The organism is Streptomyces malaysiensis subsp. malaysiensis, assembly GCF_040653035.1.
Taxonomy (GTDB): Bacteria; Actinomycetota; Actinomycetes; order Streptomycetales; family Streptomycetaceae; genus Streptomyces; species Streptomyces malaysiensis.
Genome location: NZ_JBEZNG010000052.1, coordinates 21,402 through 36,349 on the forward strand (window position 1 = coordinate 21,402; position 14,948 = coordinate 36,349).

Here is a 14,948-nt window from a genome sequence, read left to right on the forward strand (position 1 = left end):
GAAGCAGGGGTGGGTTCAGGAGGCGAAGAGCCGAACGGTCCAGGCGGCGTGCTGCTCTGCGGTGATGTCCAGCAGCGGGGAGGATGCCGACGGCAGGGCGCCGAGACCCTCGGTTGCCACGCGGGCCGCCGCGTCGGCGGCGGCCGCGGCGACGGCGTCGGCCTCTGCACTGAGGCGTGCCAGCAGCCGTGAGGCGTCGAGCGGGTCGAGGCTGAGCAGGCGCACCGTTGCGGTGGCCGGGCCGCCGGTGCTCTCGTAGGCCGCGGCACAGGCCGCGTCCATCGGGGTGAGAGCGGCGGCCCGGGCGGCGAGGCCCTGGACGATGGGCTGATGGGCACCCTGAGGTCGCGCGGCGGCCAAGCGGTCGAGTTCGGCGGACGGGAAGGTGGCGCGTGCAGCGCGCATCATCTGCCGGCCGAGCCTGCGGGCCACGGCGCGCAGCGCGGGTACGGGGGTGCGCGCGTCGGCGGCGTCGTCCAGCAGCAGCGGGTCGCATCCGGCGGCGGCCGCGGCGGCCAGGCCGGCCGTGGTCAGACCGGTGGTGTGCAGGCGCCCGCGGCAGAATGCTTCGAGGCTGTCGATGTCGTGTACGGCTTTGTGGGCGACTGCGGCTTCGACGCCGCCGGAGTGGGCGTACCCGCCAGCGGGGAACCGGCCGTCGGCCAGCAGGAGCAGTGCGGCACGGCTCATGGGCGAGCGGCTGCCTTTCGCAGGGTCGGATGGTGCCGTGGTCCGGACGGGCGTGGGTCCTGCCCGGGCCACGGCCGCGGTGACGGAGTCGTCGGCCGGCCACAGGGCCGGTGTCAGAAGAGGAAGTACCTCTGCCCCATGGGGACTTCACTGACGTAGGCGCGCGGCACGGTCGCTCCGTTGAGCTCCGTGCGGGCGTCCCCTGTCGTCGCACCGCCGATGGTGACCTCGAAGCTGTTGTGATCGACGTGGAGACTGTCCGGCACCATGTCGTTCAGCTTCATGTCGGCCTTGGTGACGTCCCGGATTCCCCTCGAGATGTCCACGAACTGCTTGGCGAGGCCGAGCCCCCTGGCCTTCACCTCCGTGACATTCCCGCTGCCGTCCTGGACGGTGACGACGGTCGCGTTCAGTTTGGATGCCACGCCTGGGGCCACGAAGTTGTACGAGTTGCGCAGTGGGGAGCGGCCGGTCGCGCCCCAGACCGCCCGCGGCAGGTAGGGCTGCGGTGTCGTGATCGACGCGTTGGCGTCGCCGACCTGCGCGTATGCGAGCTGCCCGCCCTTGAGGACCATGTGCATCCTGACGCAGAAGAACTTCGGTTCCCAGAGCACCAGGTCGGCGAGCTTCCCGGTCTCCACGGAACCGACGTGACCGTCGATGCCGTGCGTGAGCGCCGGGTTGATCGTGTACTTGGCAACGTACCGGCGCGCCCGGTAGTTGTCGTTCGGGATCAGTGTGTCTGCGTTGTGCGAGTGCTTGCTGCCCAGCCCTGTGTCATCAGCGATCGTGCGGACCTTCGCATTGGCGAGGTCCTCCTTCAGAGGGCCGTAGCGGGATTTCATGACGTGTGCGGTCTGCCAGGTGCGCATGACCATCTCGCCGATGCGTCCCATCGCCTGGGCGTCGGAGGACATCATCGAGATGGCGCCCATGTCGTGCAGGAGGTCCTCCGCGGCCATGGTGGACGGCCGGATCCGGGAGTCGGCGAAGGCCATGTCCGCCGGAATATCCGGGTTGAGGTGGTGGCAGACCACCATCATGTCGACGTGCTCCTTGACGGTGTTCACCGTCAAGGGGCGGGTCGGGTTGGTCGAGGCGGGCAGGACGTTCGGCTCCTTGACCAGCTCGATCATGTCCGGGGCGTGACCACCGCCGGCACCCTCGACGTGGAAGATGTGGACAGAGCGCTTCTTGCCGTCCTTTGTGAAGGCGGCGCGCGTGCTGTCAAGGAAGCCGGACTCGTTCAGCGAGTCGGCATGCAGGGCAAGTTGGACCTGACGGTTCTCGCACACCTCCAGTGCCGCGTCGATCACGGCGGGCGTGGCTCCCCAATCCTCGTGGACCTTGAAGCCGATGACGCCGGCGTCGACCTGTTCGTTGAGGGCGTCGGCGTTGACCGTGCTGCCCTTGCCGAGCAGTCCGATGTTGACCGGATACGCGTCCAGGCTCTCGAAGACCCGAGTGATGTGCCACTCGCCCGGGGTCACCGTGGTGGCCGTGCTCCCCTCGGCAGGGCCGGTGCCGCCGCCGATGACCGTGGTCACGCCCGAGGCGAGTGCCTCGTGGATCTGCTCAGGGCAGATGAAATGGACGTGGGTGTCCACGCCGCCCGCGGTGAGGATCCGCCCGTTGCCGGAGATGACCTCGGTGCTCGGACCGACCACGAAGTTCGTCGGCTTCGCCGTCTCCGGCAGCGTGTCACCCGGGAGCGTACGGTCCGGCATCTCGAACTCGTCGGCCGGGATCGGGTTCATCGTCTCGGGGTTGTACGCCTTGCCGATGGCCTCAATTTTGCCGTCGCGGATGCCGACATCGGCCTTGACCACCCCCCACCAGTCGAGGATCAGCGCGCCGGTGATGACCGTGTCCACGGGCATACGGCCTCCAGCATCCCCCTTCCTGGGGATGTGGGACATGCCCATCGACTCACGGATCACCTTTCCGCCGCCGAAGATCATCTCGTTGCCGCTGTGTTTCGGACCGCCGCTCCAGTCGGCCTCGATCTCGACGGTCAGAGCGGTGTCGGCCAAGCGGACACGGTCCTTGGTGGTGGGCCCGTACAAAGTGGCGTACTCGGCCCGCTTCAGCACGTTGCCCGCCGGGTTCTCCGGCGAGCTCACCGGCTCGCTGCTCGACGGGGCCTTTGAGTTGGTGCTCACTGGTACGTCACCTCGCGCAGCCCCTTGACCTGCCGATCCCCCCGGATCTCCACCAGCTCGACGCAACACTCGTCACCCGGCTCGAAGCGCACGGACTTACCCGCGGCGATGTTCAGCCGCCGCATCCGCGCCGCCTCACAGTCCTGGAGCTCCTGGGGCGACTCCAGCCGAGGACCGGGAGGAACCTCGACCTTCAGGACCTTCAGCCCCGGGTTGACCTCGGCGAAGTGATAGTGGGAACCGACCTGGATGGGACGGTCCGACATGTTCTTCACCCTGATCCTCGTCCTGCCCCCACCTGGCAGCCCGGTGGCGTCCTCCTGCAGGTCCGCGTTGAACTCAATCGCTTCGTACCAGGACGCTGCCTCCTGTTCCTGGCACTTGTCACAGCACGAGCCGTTGCCACTGCCGCCGTCGCAGTCGACCGGGCAGTCCGACTTCCGCGGCGGCAAGGGGTGCTCGACCTTGCCCGGGTGGACCGCGGGTACCTCTGCGGCCTCCGGGAAGGGGTCGTGGATGGTGACCAGCTTGGTGCCGTCCGGGAAGGTGGCCTCCACCTGCACGTTCCTGATCATTTCTGGCACACCGTCCATCACCCCGTCCCGACTGAACAATTGCCGGCCCGACTCCATGACATCGCTGACCGTCTTGCCGGCGCGCGCCTGCTCAAAGACATGCACCGTCAGCAGAGCCATCACCTCGGGGTAGTTGAGGAGCAGCCCGCTCTCACGGCGCCGCTGCGCAACGTCAGCCGCCACATGGATCAGCAGGCGTTCCTGCTCATGGGGAGTCAAATGCACGATGAGCCGTTTCTCTTGAACGAACAGTGGATGCCGGGCACGCCGAAGGACACAAGACATCCCCGGACAGGCCAGGCACTCCACGATCATCAGCGGACGAACCCATCGAGAAGGCCACAGAACGGATCACGTACACGATCAGGTGATTCCGAGCCCGAGGGTGCGTAGCCTCTGCCCCGCCGCACACAAAGGGCCGCCGCCGAAACCGCGACAGATGCCGCCGAGCTGAGCGAGCCAGGTTTCACTCATGGCAGCCGGAACGGCTGGGTCCGCCGTCAAGCTCTCGATGGCGACAAGGGACAACCGAGTTCGGGCGGCACTTGGCGATCAAAGCGACGGGGAATGCCGCTGAGAAGTGACACCGCTGTCTCCGGACCGGGAAGGCCGGGGCTGCGCGGCAGTTCGTGAGGGCGTTCGACATCCCCCTCTTTGGGTGATTCGCACCGAACTTGAGGACTGGCTGGTGGCCGCATGATCGGCATGGCTCTTTTCCAGGGATGTGAGGCCGGTAAGCCGAGTGAGTGGTTCTACTGCTTGACGCACGACACAGTTGAGGATGGTCCGGAGTGCCGTGCGGCTGATCGCTTCGGCCCTTATGGCAGCCGCGAAGAGGCCGGCCAGGCGATGGAGATTTCACCGCGAACGCAACGAGCAGCGGACAGGGGATCCGCGCTGGAGGGGTGAGGGTTATCTCCTGGTGTCTGCCCAGCACAGGAGCAGAAGCCTGGGGTGCCGTCAGAAAGGGCACCGGCATCTGCGGTGTGAATCCCATTGAAATGGTGGGTGGGCCTTTCTTCGGCACCGTGATGACGGCCGGCAACCGAAGGGTGTCAGCGGTCTTTGTCCTCAGCTTCGCCTGCGGGCGTCTACCGCGCCGCCTCCGGGGCGAGCGTAGCGTTCCCGGGCGGAGCGGACTGGTGTTGTGGCACAGGACGACCGGGACACTCAAGACCCAGTGGCCGGGGGCCGCGATCCTGACGAGTGTCCCGACTCGTGCTCTGCTCCTAGCCGCCGGACACAGCAAACGATCCGTCGCCCGGCAGCTCGGCATGACGCTCAACACCATCCTGCGCTTCTTCCGCGCCGCCACTCCGAAGGAACTGTTCACCGGCCAGTGGCAAAGCCGCGCGACTCAGCTCGACCCCTACTAGCCCTACCTCGATCAACGCTGGCAGGAAGGCTGCACCAACGCCTGGAAACTCCGGGAAGAGATCAAGGAACTGGGCTGCCCGCAGGGCTACGGCAACGTCCGCAACTACGTCAGCCGGATCCTGCGCGGCAGGCCCCAGCCGATCGGGCCCCGGCCACCATCGGCCCGCGCCGTCACGCGCTGGATCCTCACCCACGCCGACGCCCTGCCCGAAAGCGACCGGCTCCACCTCAAGGCCGCTCTCGCCAACTGCCCTGAACTTACGGCATTCGCCGAGCACATGCGTTCTTTCGCCCACATGCTCACTCAACTGCAAGGCGCCCGACTTCCGGCATGGACCGAACCGGCGACCCCCACCACGGAGCTGCCCAGCCTCCGCCGTTTCGCCCAGCGCCTCGAACGCGACCTCGACGCCGTTGTCGCCGGCCTCTCACTTCCGTGGAACTCCAATGTCGTGGAGGACCACGTCAACCGGAACAAGACACTCAAGCGGCAGATGTCCGGCCGCACTGGGTTCGAACTCCTCCGCAAGCGAGTTCTCCTCGCTTCACCATTCGACTGCCGGACCCGGCCCGGACTCTACGATCGAGAAATGACGATCGAGTACGAATGGCGCGGCGACTTCGACAACACCGCCCTCAACGCACTGCACGCTGACGGCTTCGGCCACCCGGTCGCCCGGACTGACTGGCGAGAACGACTCGAGCGCCACAGCCTTGGCTGGGTCTGCGCCCGGGAAAGCGGCTCACTGGTCGGCTTCATCAACGTGGTCTGGGACGGCGGAGCCCACGCCTTCATCCTGGACACGGTGATCGCACAGCATCACCAGAGGCGAGGCGTTGGCCGCGCGTTGGTCACAGCCGCGGCTCACGAAGCTCGTGCCGCGAAGTGCGAATGGCTCCAAGTCGACTTCGAGGAGCACCTGCGTCCGTTCTACTTCGACGCCTGCGGCTTCAAGATGACCACAGCCGGCCTCATTGCCCTATAACACCGCGGGCCCAGCTCCGGGCCCTGCACAGAACCAGAAGCCCCCCGGCCAGATCCCTGACCTACTGAGGTTTTCGGGTTGTCGTCGGGTGGTGACGGTTCATGATCCCTGCGATATGCCGGTGGTGTGCGTTATCCGGAGGGTGGGGGCCTGACCGCTGAGCGTCGGGCATTTCGGGAGAAGATCCGGTTCCAGGCCGGTGAGAGGTTCGCGGCGGGCGAGAAGACCGCGGTGATCGCGAAGGACCTGCGGGTGAGTGTCCGTTCGGTGGAACGCTGGCGCCGTGCCTGGCGCGAGGGCGGCATGGAGGCCTTGCGTTCTGCGGGCCCAGCCAATTCTCCGACCGTCACCGATGCACAGTTCGCCGTGCTCGAGGAGGAACTCGGCAAGGGCCCGTCAGCGCACGGCTTCGACGATGAGCGTTGGACTTTGGCCCGGGTCCAGACGGTGATCCGCCGGCATCTGAGGCTGAGCCTGTCGGTGGCGACGGTGTGGCGGCTACTGAAACGGCACGACTGGTCATGGCAGGCGCCTGCCCGCAGAGCACTGGAGCGCGACGAGCACGCCGTCGAACTGTGGAAGAAGGAGGTGTGGCCGAGGGTAAAAGCCTCGCGGCGGCCCACGGGGCCTGGATCGTCTTCGAGGACGAGTCCGGATTCTCCATGACGCCGCCTCGCGCCCGCACCTGGGGCCGGCGCGGATACACCCCCGTCATCCGAGTGAGAGGCCGCTCCCGCCGCAGAACCTCGGTCGCCGCCCTGTGCTGCTACAAACCGGGCGTGGAAAGCCGTCTCATCCACCGACCCCGCAACCACCTCCTCGTCAAAGGCGCCCGCAAGAGCTTCTCCTGGCAGGACTACCGCGACCTGCTCGTCCGCGCACACATCCAGCTCGGCGGCCCGATCGTGGTGGTCTGGGACAATCTCAACACTCACCTGGCGGTCGGGCTGAAACGCTACGGGTCCGAGCACGACTGGCTCACAACCGTCCGCCTCCCACCGTATGCACCCGACCTGAACCCCGTCGAGGCCGTCTGGTCACTGGTACGCCGGACCATGGCCAACACCGCCTTCGACACACCCGACGACCTCGACCGGGTCCTCCGCCGGGAGTTACGCAGGATCCAGCTCCGGCCACACCTGATCGACGGCTGCCTCACCGCCACCGGCCTGACCCTCGCACCACCGACCCCACCATGAAAACCTCAGTAACTAGCCGAAAGAGCACCCACAGCTCGTCCGGCACGGCCGCTCCACGAGGTATGCCATAGACGGATCAATGAGCACAGCACAGTACGCAAGGCTGCTGCAAACCGGTCAGTCCGGCGAACCTGAGCCTCAAGCGGCACCGGCGGGTGCTCATCCACCGCCACGTCCACGCCCGGCAGTAATGACGCAGCCGCCCCGCGGAAGAGCCCACCGTGAGGTGATCGATGCGATCGCCTTCAATACTGGCCGGGCTCAGGCCGAGGCGCGCCGTACCACCTGATGCGTCAGCACGATTTCCCGTGCGGGCCCGTCGTCCCCGTCGAGCCGGTCGATGAGCAGCCGGGCCGCAGAACGGCCGATCTCCCGTGCCGGATTGACGACCGTTGTCAGTGCGGGCGAGACCATCGACGCCGCGTCGATGTCGTCGTACCCGGTGACGGCCAGCCGCCCCGGTACATCGACTCCCCGCTGACGCGCGACGTCCAGCGCCCCGATCGCGATCAGGTCGTTGGCGCACACCACGGCGTCCGGTGGCTCAGCGGCGTCGAGGAGGCGGGCCGCCCCGGCGCGCCCGCCCTCCCGCGTGAAGCCCGTCCACACGGTCAGGTCCTCCGGTACGGTCCGTCCCGCCTCGGCGAGGGCCTGCCGATACCCCTCGTAGCGCTCGCCGCCCGGCTCGACGCCCGTCTCGCCGCCGATGAAGCCGATCCGCCGGTAGCCGTGCTCGCCCGCGAGGTACCGGACCAGTTCCCGCATACCCTCGGTTTCGGCGCCGCGCACCACATCGCCGGGACCGTCGGCGATCCGCGTGCCGAGGCGGACCAGGCGGGTCCCGGAAGCGGCGATCAGGTCGAGGTCCGCGCGCTGTGCGCCGAACCGCCCGAGCACGATTCCGTCGAGTCGTCGTGCAGTCAACTGGCCTAGCACGGCGGGGAGTTGCGGGCCGCCCGTTATAGGTGCCTCGCACACCACCGTCAGTAGACCGCGGGCGTAGGCGATGGCCTGGATACCCGCGGCCAGCTCGGTATTGAACGGGTTGGTGATGTCCGGGACGACGAGCCCGATGGTGTCGGTGCGCTGGGTGCGCAGGCCGCGCGCCGACGGGTCGGCCTGGTAGCCGAGGCGGCGCACCGCATCCTCGACTCGGGCGCGAGTGGCCGCCGACACCGGGCGGCGGCCGCTGATCACATGGGACACCGTCGTCACACTGACCCCGGCGGCGGCCGCCACGTCCACGATCTTGACGCGGCGCGAGCCGTGCACATCCGCCTCCCGGTCGTCGGTGGCGCCCTTGCGGCGCCGTGGTCGGTGACACCCTACCCAGAACGCAAAACGTTTTGTATCGTGCTCGCCATCAAGGAGTCGCGCAACGTCGTGGACCTTTGTTTGTCTGCCTCCTTAGCTTGTCGCCTGCGATGCAAAACGATTTGGATGATGATGGCCATAGCACCTCTTCCCGGGGCTCCACGCGATGCAGAGTGGTCGCCATGAACCGCTTCCCGGGCGTCGCGCGCCCGCTCAGCCGCAGGACGCTGCTCGGCGCGGCCCTCGCCGCCACCCTCTCCGGCGCGGCCCTCACGGGGTGCACCTCCAACGCGTCCGGCGCCCCCGGCCGGACCGTGCGGTTCCTCGGCCCTGAGACCCCGGAGACGTTCCAGCCGGTCATCCGGGGCTTTGAGAAGGCGCACCCGGGGCTGCGGGTCGCGTACACCGCCGTGCCGCCCGCGCAGCTCAACGACGTCCTCCAGCTGCGGTTGTCCGCAAAGGACGCGGCCATCGACGTGTACTGCGTCGACCAGCCGCGCGTCCCCGCGCTCAGCGCCCGCGGCTTCCTCACCGAACTGAACGACCTCAGCCGGCGGGCCCGCGCGGCCGTCACGACGGAGCAGTACGAAATCAGCTCCTGGGACGGCATCCTGCGCTCGCTCCCGGTGTGGACCTCCACCCAATACCTCTTCTACAACGCCGACCTGCTGAAGAAGGCAGGCGTCGGCGTCCCGTCCGCGGACCCCGCCGAGCGCTGGACCTGGGAGAGCATCCTCGACGCCGGGCGCCGTGCCATGAAACGGGCGGGCTGCGAGTACGCCCTGATCCTGGAGCAGACAGACGCGTACTACGGCCTGCAGCCCCTGGTCGAGTCCCTCGGCGGCGGCTCCGGGATCACCGGCGAGGACATGCTCTCGCCCGCCGTCACGACGGACGGCTGGGTGAAGGCGATGCGCTGGTACCGCGACCTGTTCGCAGATGGCCTCTCGCCGCGCGGTGTCACCTCTTTCCAGCTGGCGTCCTTCTTCACCTCCGGCAGGGTGCCGTTCTTCGTCGGCGGCCCGTGGAACCTGGGCGCCTTCGCCGGGCTGAAGGAGTTTGCCTGGGGCACGGCGCCGCAGCCGTACTTCGACGGCGGCCGCCCGGTCACCCCGACCGACTCCTGGTCCTGGGGCATCAACCCGTACAGCGGCCGCCAGGAGGTCGGCCTGAAGTTCATGGAATACGCCTCGCTGACCACCGCGGGCAGCCTCGCCACGGTCGCCGCATCCCCGCTGATCCCGGCCCACCGCACCGCCTTCGACGCGTACGCGGCGCGCCTGGACGAACAGGCCACAAAGTCCACCGAGGGGGTGGCCGCGATCATGCGGCACGAGCTGGAGCACACGGCAGTCAGCCGTCCGCGCTCTGTCGGCTACACCCAGTTCGAGACCGTCCTGGCCTCCGCCTTCTCCGACATCCGCAACGGCTCGCCCGCCGAACCCCGGCTCGCTAAGGCCTCGGACGAACTGGTGCGCACCTGGGAGCGACTGCGATGACGAGCACCACCCGACCCCCGGACACACCCGGGCGCACCACCGATCCGAAGCCCGTCGTGCGGCGCCGCACTCGCACCCAGGCCCGCACCGCGCTCGCCTTCCTGGCTCCGGCACTGCTCGCGCTGCTCGTGCTGCGGCTGCTGCCCGCCGGGCTCGCGGTCGTCGACAGCCTGCGCCACCACAGCCTCGTCGACGGCGTCACCCGCTTCGTCGGCCTCGACAACTACAGCGACCTCTTCGGCGACCCGCAGTTCTGGCAGAGCGTGCGAGTCACCCTGCTCTTCAGCGTGATCGTCAACCCGCTCCAGGTGCTGTGCGCGCTCGGCCTCGCCGTCCTGTTCAACCGGCGCTTCGCGGGCGTCCGCTTCTGGCGCTCACTCGTCTTCGCGCCCATCGCGGTGCCGCCCGCCGTCTCTGCCGTGATCTTCGGCATCCTGTACCGCCCCGAGGGCCCGCTCAACGCGCTCCTCGGCATCCTCGGCCTGCCCTCCCAGCCGTTCCTGACCAGCCCGACACAGGCGCTGTACTCGCTGATCGTGCTGATGAGCTGGGTCGGTGTCGGCTACTGGATGACATTCCTCATTGCCGGCCTGCAGGACATCCCGCAGGAGACGTACGACGCCGCCGCCATGGACGGCGCGAACGCCTGGCAGCGCTTCGTACACGTCACGCTGCCCCTACTGCGCCGCCCGCTCGCCTTCGTCCTCGTCGCCGACACCGTCTCCAACTTCCTGGTGTTCGCGCCGGTCCAGCTGCTCACCGGCGGAGGCCCCGAGGGCTCCACGAACCTGCTCATGTACGACGTCTTCCGCCGGGCCTACAGCGTCGGCGACATCCACTACGCCCAGGCCGAGGTGGCGCTGCTCGTCGCTCTCACCCTCGCCGTTGTCGCCGTCCAGTACCGGCTGATGCAGGGCAAGGGGGAGGAGTAGCCATGACGACGCTTCACCGCTCCACGGTCCGCCGCCCCTCTGCGGCCCGGCACATGCCGGCGATCGCCGCCGTCGTGATCGGCGTGTTGTTCGCGCTGCCGCTATTGTGGGTCCTCGCAGGCTCCCTGCGCCCAGGCTCCCGGGTCCTCGGGAGCCTCGACGAGCTGTCCTGGCGCTCCCTGATCCCCACCGACGCGACGCTGCACAACTACGTCGCCCTGTTCCAGGGCGAGTTCGGGCGCGCCGTGTTCAACTCGGTGCTGGTCGCGGCCGTCACCGTCGCGCTCGGCCTGCTGGTCTCGGCGAGCGCCGCGTTCGGCCTGTCGGTGTTCGAGTTCCGGGGGCGCGGCCTGGTCTTCGCCGTGATCCTGCTCAGCTTCATGATCCCGTTCGACGCGATCGCGATCCCGCTGTCGTCCCTGTTCCGTGACTGGAACCTGCAGAACACGTATGCGGGCCTGATCATGCCCGGCATCGGAAACGGCCTCGCCATCTTCCTGCTGCGCCAGTTCTTCCTCGCCGTACCAAAGGAACTCGTCGAGGCCGCCCGCATCGACGGCCTGAGCTGGTGGGGTGTGTTCACGCGCATCCACCTACCGCTGTCGCGCCCCGCGCTGATCGGGGCGGGCCTCACCCTCTTCACCTTTCAGTGGCAGTCGTACATGTGGCCCCTGCTGATCGGCACCGAACCGTCCAAGCAACTCGGCCCCATCGCGCTCGGCACGCTCCAGGGCCAGATGGTCGTCGACTACGGGCAGGTCTTCGCGGCCGCCGTCGTCCTCACCGTCATCCCGCTGGTCGTCCTGCTGCGCCTGCAGCGCCATTTCACCCAATCCATCGCGAGCAGCGGCCTCAAGTAGCGGCCCAAGTAAGGACCCCCACGCATGACCACTCCGCTCCATCACGTCCTCCTCGACACCGACATTGGCAGCGACGTCGACGACGCACTTGCGCTCGGCGTGCTGCTCGGCTCGCCCGCCGACGTCCGTGTCGAGGCCGTCACCACCGTCTACGGCGACACCCTGCTGCGCGCCCGCCTCGCACACCGCCTCGCCGCCCTTGCCGGGCACGAGCTGACCGTGGTGCCGGGCGCCGAGGACACCCTCTCCGGCAAGGAGGTGTGGTGGGCCGGACACGAGGGCCGCGCCTTCACCGACCTGGACGGCGAGCCCGTATGCGCCGAGTGCCCGGCCGACCGCTTCCTCGCAGAGGCCGTCCTCGCCCGCCCCGGCGAGCTCGACGTCATGGGCATCGCTCCGCAGGCCAACCTGGCCCTCGCCATCGCCCACGCGCCGGGCTTCGCCGAAGCCATCCGCACGCTCTACCTCATGGGCGGCCACTTCGGGCCGGACGCCAAGCCCGAGCACAACATCGTCAGCGACATCACCGCCGCCCGTGCCGTCTTCGCCGCCGGCATCCCCACCGTGATCACCGGCATCGAGACCACCCGCCGGGTCTGCATCGGCCGCGACGGCATCGAACGCATCCGCGCCGCCGGCCCCTACGGCGTCGCGCTCGCCCGCGAGATCGACGCCTGGACCGACTTCACCGGCGAAGGCTGGAGCGTCCCACACGATCCGATCACCGCCCTATCGATGCTCCGCCCCGATCTGTACGAGACCGAGCCCGGCACGGTCACCGTCGACGATGAGGGTGTCACCACCTTCCACGCGGATCCGTCAGGCCACGTCCGCCTCGTCGTCGACGCCGACCTGGACCAAGTGGCAGAGGAGATCGTCGCCCGCATCGAGCGCGCGGAAACAACGGACACCGCTTCGTAGAAGCACGGGTGCGCGCCCCATACCGCAGGGATCATGAACCGTCACCACCCGACGACAACCCGAAAACCTCAGTAAGGGCTCGCAGAGAATCAACATGTTGCTTTCCGTGATTCGGCTCGTTGATGTGGTATGCGCGTCTCCGAGTCGATCTGTCACCAACTCGCCGTGAAGTTTGAGGTGTTGTTCCCGCATCTGGACGAGCGGCAGCGGCGGTTGCTGATGGGGGCCGAGGCCCGGGTCCTGGGACATGGCGGGATCCGGGCGATCGCGCGTGCGGCTGGGGTCAGTGAGACAACGGTGCGTAAGGGTGTGGACGAGCTGGAGGCCGGCGAGGATCCGCTGGGGCGGGTGCGCCGGCCCGGCGGCGGGCGGAAGAGGGCAGCAGACGTGGATCCCGGTTTGCGACCCGCGCTGCTGGCACTTGTCGAGCCGGATGTGCGCGGGGATCCGATGTCGCCGCTGCGCTGGACGACGAAGTCGACCCGGAATATCGCGTCCGAGCTCACCCGGCAGGGACACAAGGTGAGCGCTGACACGGTCGGGGACCTGCTGCGGGAGGAAGGCTTCAGCCTGCAGGCCAATGCCAAGACCATTGAAGGTGCGCAACATCCCGACCGTGACGCTCAGTTCCGCTACATCAATGACCAGGCCAAGGACCACATGAGTGCCGAGGACCCGGTGATCAGTGTGGACACCAAGAAGAAAGAGCTGGTCGGCGACTACAAGAACGGCGGGCGCCAGTGGCGGCCTGAGGGGGAGCCGGTACTGGTCAAGACGCACGACTTCCTGGACCGGCAGGGGCCGGGCAAGGCGATCCCGTACGGGATCTACGATATCGCCGCCAACACCGGCTGGGTCAGCGTTGGCACCGACCACGACACCGCCGCGTTCGCGGTGGCCTCGATCCACCGCTGGTGGCAGACGGTCGGCCGACACGACTACCCGCGCGCCACCCGCCTGCTGATCACCGCCGACGCGGGCGGCTCCAACGGCTACCGCACCCGCGCCTGGAAGATGGAACTCGCAGCCCTGGCCACCACTGGCGCGGCCGCCCGCTGACCAGCCACGACGTCATCGTGAACAGCATCGCGGCGACTACGACCCGCACCGGGCTGAAAGTCCACGCCGAACTCGACCCGGGCACCTACGACACCGGCATCAAGGTCACCGACAGCGACATCGACGCCCTGCCCATACACCGGCATCCCTTCCACGGCGACTGGAACTACACCCTCCACCCTCACCCTCGCGACACCGCCAGCGCACCCGAGAACCCGCGGTCAGCCAGCTACCGGCCCCCGCAGCCCTGCACCAGTTGTCTGCGCAACCCGGATCTGACCGGCATGCCCGAACCGGCACTGAACGAACTCGTCAACCAACTCGCCCCGAAACTGGAGGAGTTACGTGAGCAGGGACGGCTCCAGCAGCGAGGAGGCGAGCGCATCCGCGCTCGCGGCGCAGGGGCCAAGGACAAGCTGACCACCGCCGACAGAGTCCTGGCCACCGTGCTCTACTTGCGCAAACTCGGCACCCGAGACCTGCTCGCCCAGCTCTTCGGAATCAATGGCAGCACCCTCACCAGAGCCGTTCGCCAAGTCCAGCCCCTCCTGGCCGAGAACGGCTACACCATCCCACCCTCGACAGCCAGGTTCCAGACACCCGCTGACGTCACGGCGTTCCTCGCGAACAGCAGTCCCACGGAGATCAAATCAGCATGTTGATTCTCTGCGAGCCCTTAGTCGGTTTGATCGCGATCGGCGTCCGTCCCGCTGCGCCGCGCTATGAGTTCATCCTCGATACGCCGGAGCGTGGCATTGACGATCTCGATGGTGGCGGGGTCGTCGATGATGCCCCGGAGGGTCCGGTCCCAGTTGTCGCGGAGGATCTGGTGATTCCGGTGGGCCTTGTCGGTGGGGTACAGGCGCACACCTCGGGCGTTGCGGTCGTCCACGACGCGATCCACGAGCCCCCTCTTCTCCAGGCCGCGCAGTACCCGGCTGAAGTTGCTCGACGGAAGCAGGGTCGCCTCCGACGCGGCTCGCGCGGACGTGCCGGGGTGGTGGTGGATGAACCGCATGACGCTGATCTCGATCGGCGTGCACGGTTCGAAGGCGGGGTCCGTCGGGGGCCGAAGCTGCCGCCCCACGGCGAAGACCAGGTCGGCCAGCTCGTGGAGACTGGCGGCTTTGACGTCGCTCATGCCATGAGGATACCTTCCTATCGCTTGATAGCTATCAAGCGATAGTATTGGATGGCGGACGCCCCCGCGCCTCGAAGACCGTGGCGCTGCTCAGGCAATCCACCGACGCATGGATGAGGAATCCCCTATGGACATCAACGGAGCCGTAGTACTCGTGACCGGAGCGTCGTCAGGCATCGGAGGGGCCACCGCACGCGCCGCCTCCCGCGCCGGTGCGCGCGTGGTGCTCCTCG

11 protein-coding genes and 3 pseudogenes are annotated in these 14,948 nt (G+C 68.0%); 8 read left to right on the plus strand and 6 right to left on the minus strand.

Annotated features, from left to right (window positions below):
• Positions 1-15: 15 nt before the first annotated feature.
• The 4 genes and pseudogenes from AB0E24_RS44895 to AB0E24_RS44910 form a co-directional block, all read right to left on the minus strand.
• Complete coding sequence (locus AB0E24_RS44895) at positions 16-690, minus strand: urease accessory protein UreF (protein ID WP_347209598.1); 675 nt, start codon at positions 688-690, stop codon at positions 16-18.
• A 113-nt stretch (positions 691-803) separates the two neighbouring features.
• Entirely contained in the window at positions 804-2,813 is a 2,010-nt protein-coding gene (locus AB0E24_RS44900; RefSeq protein WP_435865399.1) for an urease subunit alpha, read from the minus strand.
• Positions 2,814-2,848: 35 nt separating this feature from the next.
• Positions 2,849-3,304: an urease subunit beta gene (locus tag AB0E24_RS44905; protein ID WP_359385720.1), complete on the minus strand. Its 456-nt coding sequence runs from the start codon at positions 3,302-3,304 to the stop codon at positions 2,849-2,851.
• 54 nt (positions 3,305-3,358) lie between these two features.
• Positions 3,359-3,652, minus strand: a pseudogene (locus AB0E24_RS44910) (urease subunit gamma); the annotation flags it as partial.
• Between the two features lie 480 nt (positions 3,653-4,132).
• On the opposite strand from AB0E24_RS44910, the pseudogene AB0E24_RS44915 reads away from it, so the two are divergent.
• From AB0E24_RS44915 to AB0E24_RS46135, 3 genes and pseudogenes are all read left to right on the plus strand, one after another.
• Positions 4,133-4,427, plus strand: a pseudogene (locus tag AB0E24_RS44915) (hypothetical protein).
• Positions 4,428-5,394: 967 nt separating this feature from the next.
• Positions 5,395-5,790, plus strand: a complete 396-nt coding sequence (locus AB0E24_RS44920; RefSeq protein WP_359385722.1) for a GNAT family N-acetyltransferase — start codon at positions 5,395-5,397, stop codon at positions 5,788-5,790.
• A gap of 126 nt (positions 5,791-5,916) precedes the next feature.
• Positions 5,917-6,989 (plus strand): IS630 family transposase gene (locus AB0E24_RS46135; RefSeq protein WP_435865398.1). Its coding sequence is split into 2 segments (ribosomal slippage): positions 5,917-6,363 and positions 6,366-6,989, totalling 1,071 coding nucleotides; the frame shifts between segments, so codons are not numbered across the junction.
• Between the two features lie 261 nt (positions 6,990-7,250).
• Here AB0E24_RS46135 and AB0E24_RS44935 read toward each other — a convergent pair.
• The gene (locus tag AB0E24_RS44935) at positions 7,251-8,261 is read right to left on the minus strand and encodes a LacI family DNA-binding transcriptional regulator (protein ID WP_079255609.1); all 1,011 of its coding nucleotides are present in this window, start codon (positions 8,259-8,261) and stop codon (positions 7,251-7,253) included.
• A 224-nt stretch (positions 8,262-8,485) separates the two neighbouring features.
• On the opposite strand from AB0E24_RS44935, the gene AB0E24_RS44940 reads away from it, so the two are divergent.
• From AB0E24_RS44940 to AB0E24_RS44960, 5 genes and pseudogenes are all read left to right on the plus strand, one after another.
• Positions 8,486-9,802 carry an ABC transporter substrate-binding protein gene (locus tag AB0E24_RS44940; RefSeq protein WP_359385705.1) on the plus strand — a complete coding sequence of 439 codons (1,317 nt, stop codon included), beginning with the start codon at positions 8,486-8,488 and terminating at the stop codon, positions 9,800-9,802.
• A complete protein-coding gene (locus tag AB0E24_RS44945) occupies positions 9,799-10,734 on the plus strand; it encodes a carbohydrate ABC transporter permease (RefSeq protein ID WP_359385708.1) in 936 nt (311 codons plus the stop codon). The genes AB0E24_RS44940 and AB0E24_RS44945 overlap by 4 nt, the downstream gene beginning before the upstream one ends.
• Before the next feature lie 2 nt (positions 10,735-10,736).
• Positions 10,737-11,594, plus strand: a complete 858-nt coding sequence (locus tag AB0E24_RS44950; protein WP_079255612.1) for a carbohydrate ABC transporter permease — start codon at positions 10,737-10,739, stop codon at positions 11,592-11,594.
• Between the two features lie 24 nt (positions 11,595-11,618).
• Entirely contained in the window at positions 11,619-12,515 is an 897-nt protein-coding gene (locus AB0E24_RS44955; protein ID WP_359385711.1) for a nucleoside hydrolase, read from the plus strand.
• Positions 12,516-12,644: 129 nt separating this feature from the next.
• Positions 12,645-14,236: pseudogene (locus tag AB0E24_RS44960) on the plus strand (ISAzo13 family transposase).
• Between the two features lie 14 nt (positions 14,237-14,250).
• On the opposite strand, the gene AB0E24_RS44965 reads toward AB0E24_RS44960, so the two are convergent.
• Positions 14,251-14,715, minus strand: a complete 465-nt coding sequence (locus tag AB0E24_RS44965) for a MarR family winged helix-turn-helix transcriptional regulator (protein WP_359385713.1) — start codon at positions 14,713-14,715, stop codon at positions 14,251-14,253.
• Positions 14,716-14,948 lie beyond the last annotated feature (233 nt).

Coding starts and splice junctions, on each gene's coding strand:
- AB0E24_RS44950 (WP_079255612.1), top strand. CDS start 10,737: ATGACGACGCTTCACCGCTCCACGGTCCGCCGCCCCTCTGCGGCCCGG.
- AB0E24_RS44955 (WP_359385711.1), top strand. CDS start 11,619: ATGACCACTCCGCTCCATCACGTCCTCCTCGACACCGACATTGGCAGC.
- AB0E24_RS44945 (WP_359385708.1), top strand. CDS start 9,799: ATGACGAGCACCACCCGACCCCCGGACACACCCGGGCGCACCACCGAT.
- AB0E24_RS44940 (WP_359385705.1), top strand. CDS start 8,486: ATGAACCGCTTCCCGGGCGTCGCGCGCCCGCTCAGCCGCAGGACGCTG.
- AB0E24_RS44895 (WP_347209598.1), bottom strand. CDS start 690: ATGAGCCGTGCCGCACTGCTCCTGCTGGCCGACGGCCGGTTCCCCGCT.
- AB0E24_RS44965 (WP_359385713.1), bottom strand. CDS start 14,715: ATGAGCGACGTCAAAGCCGCCAGTCTCCACGAGCTGGCCGACCTGGTC.
- AB0E24_RS44920 (WP_359385722.1), top strand. CDS start 5,395: ATGACGATCGAGTACGAATGGCGCGGCGACTTCGACAACACCGCCCTC.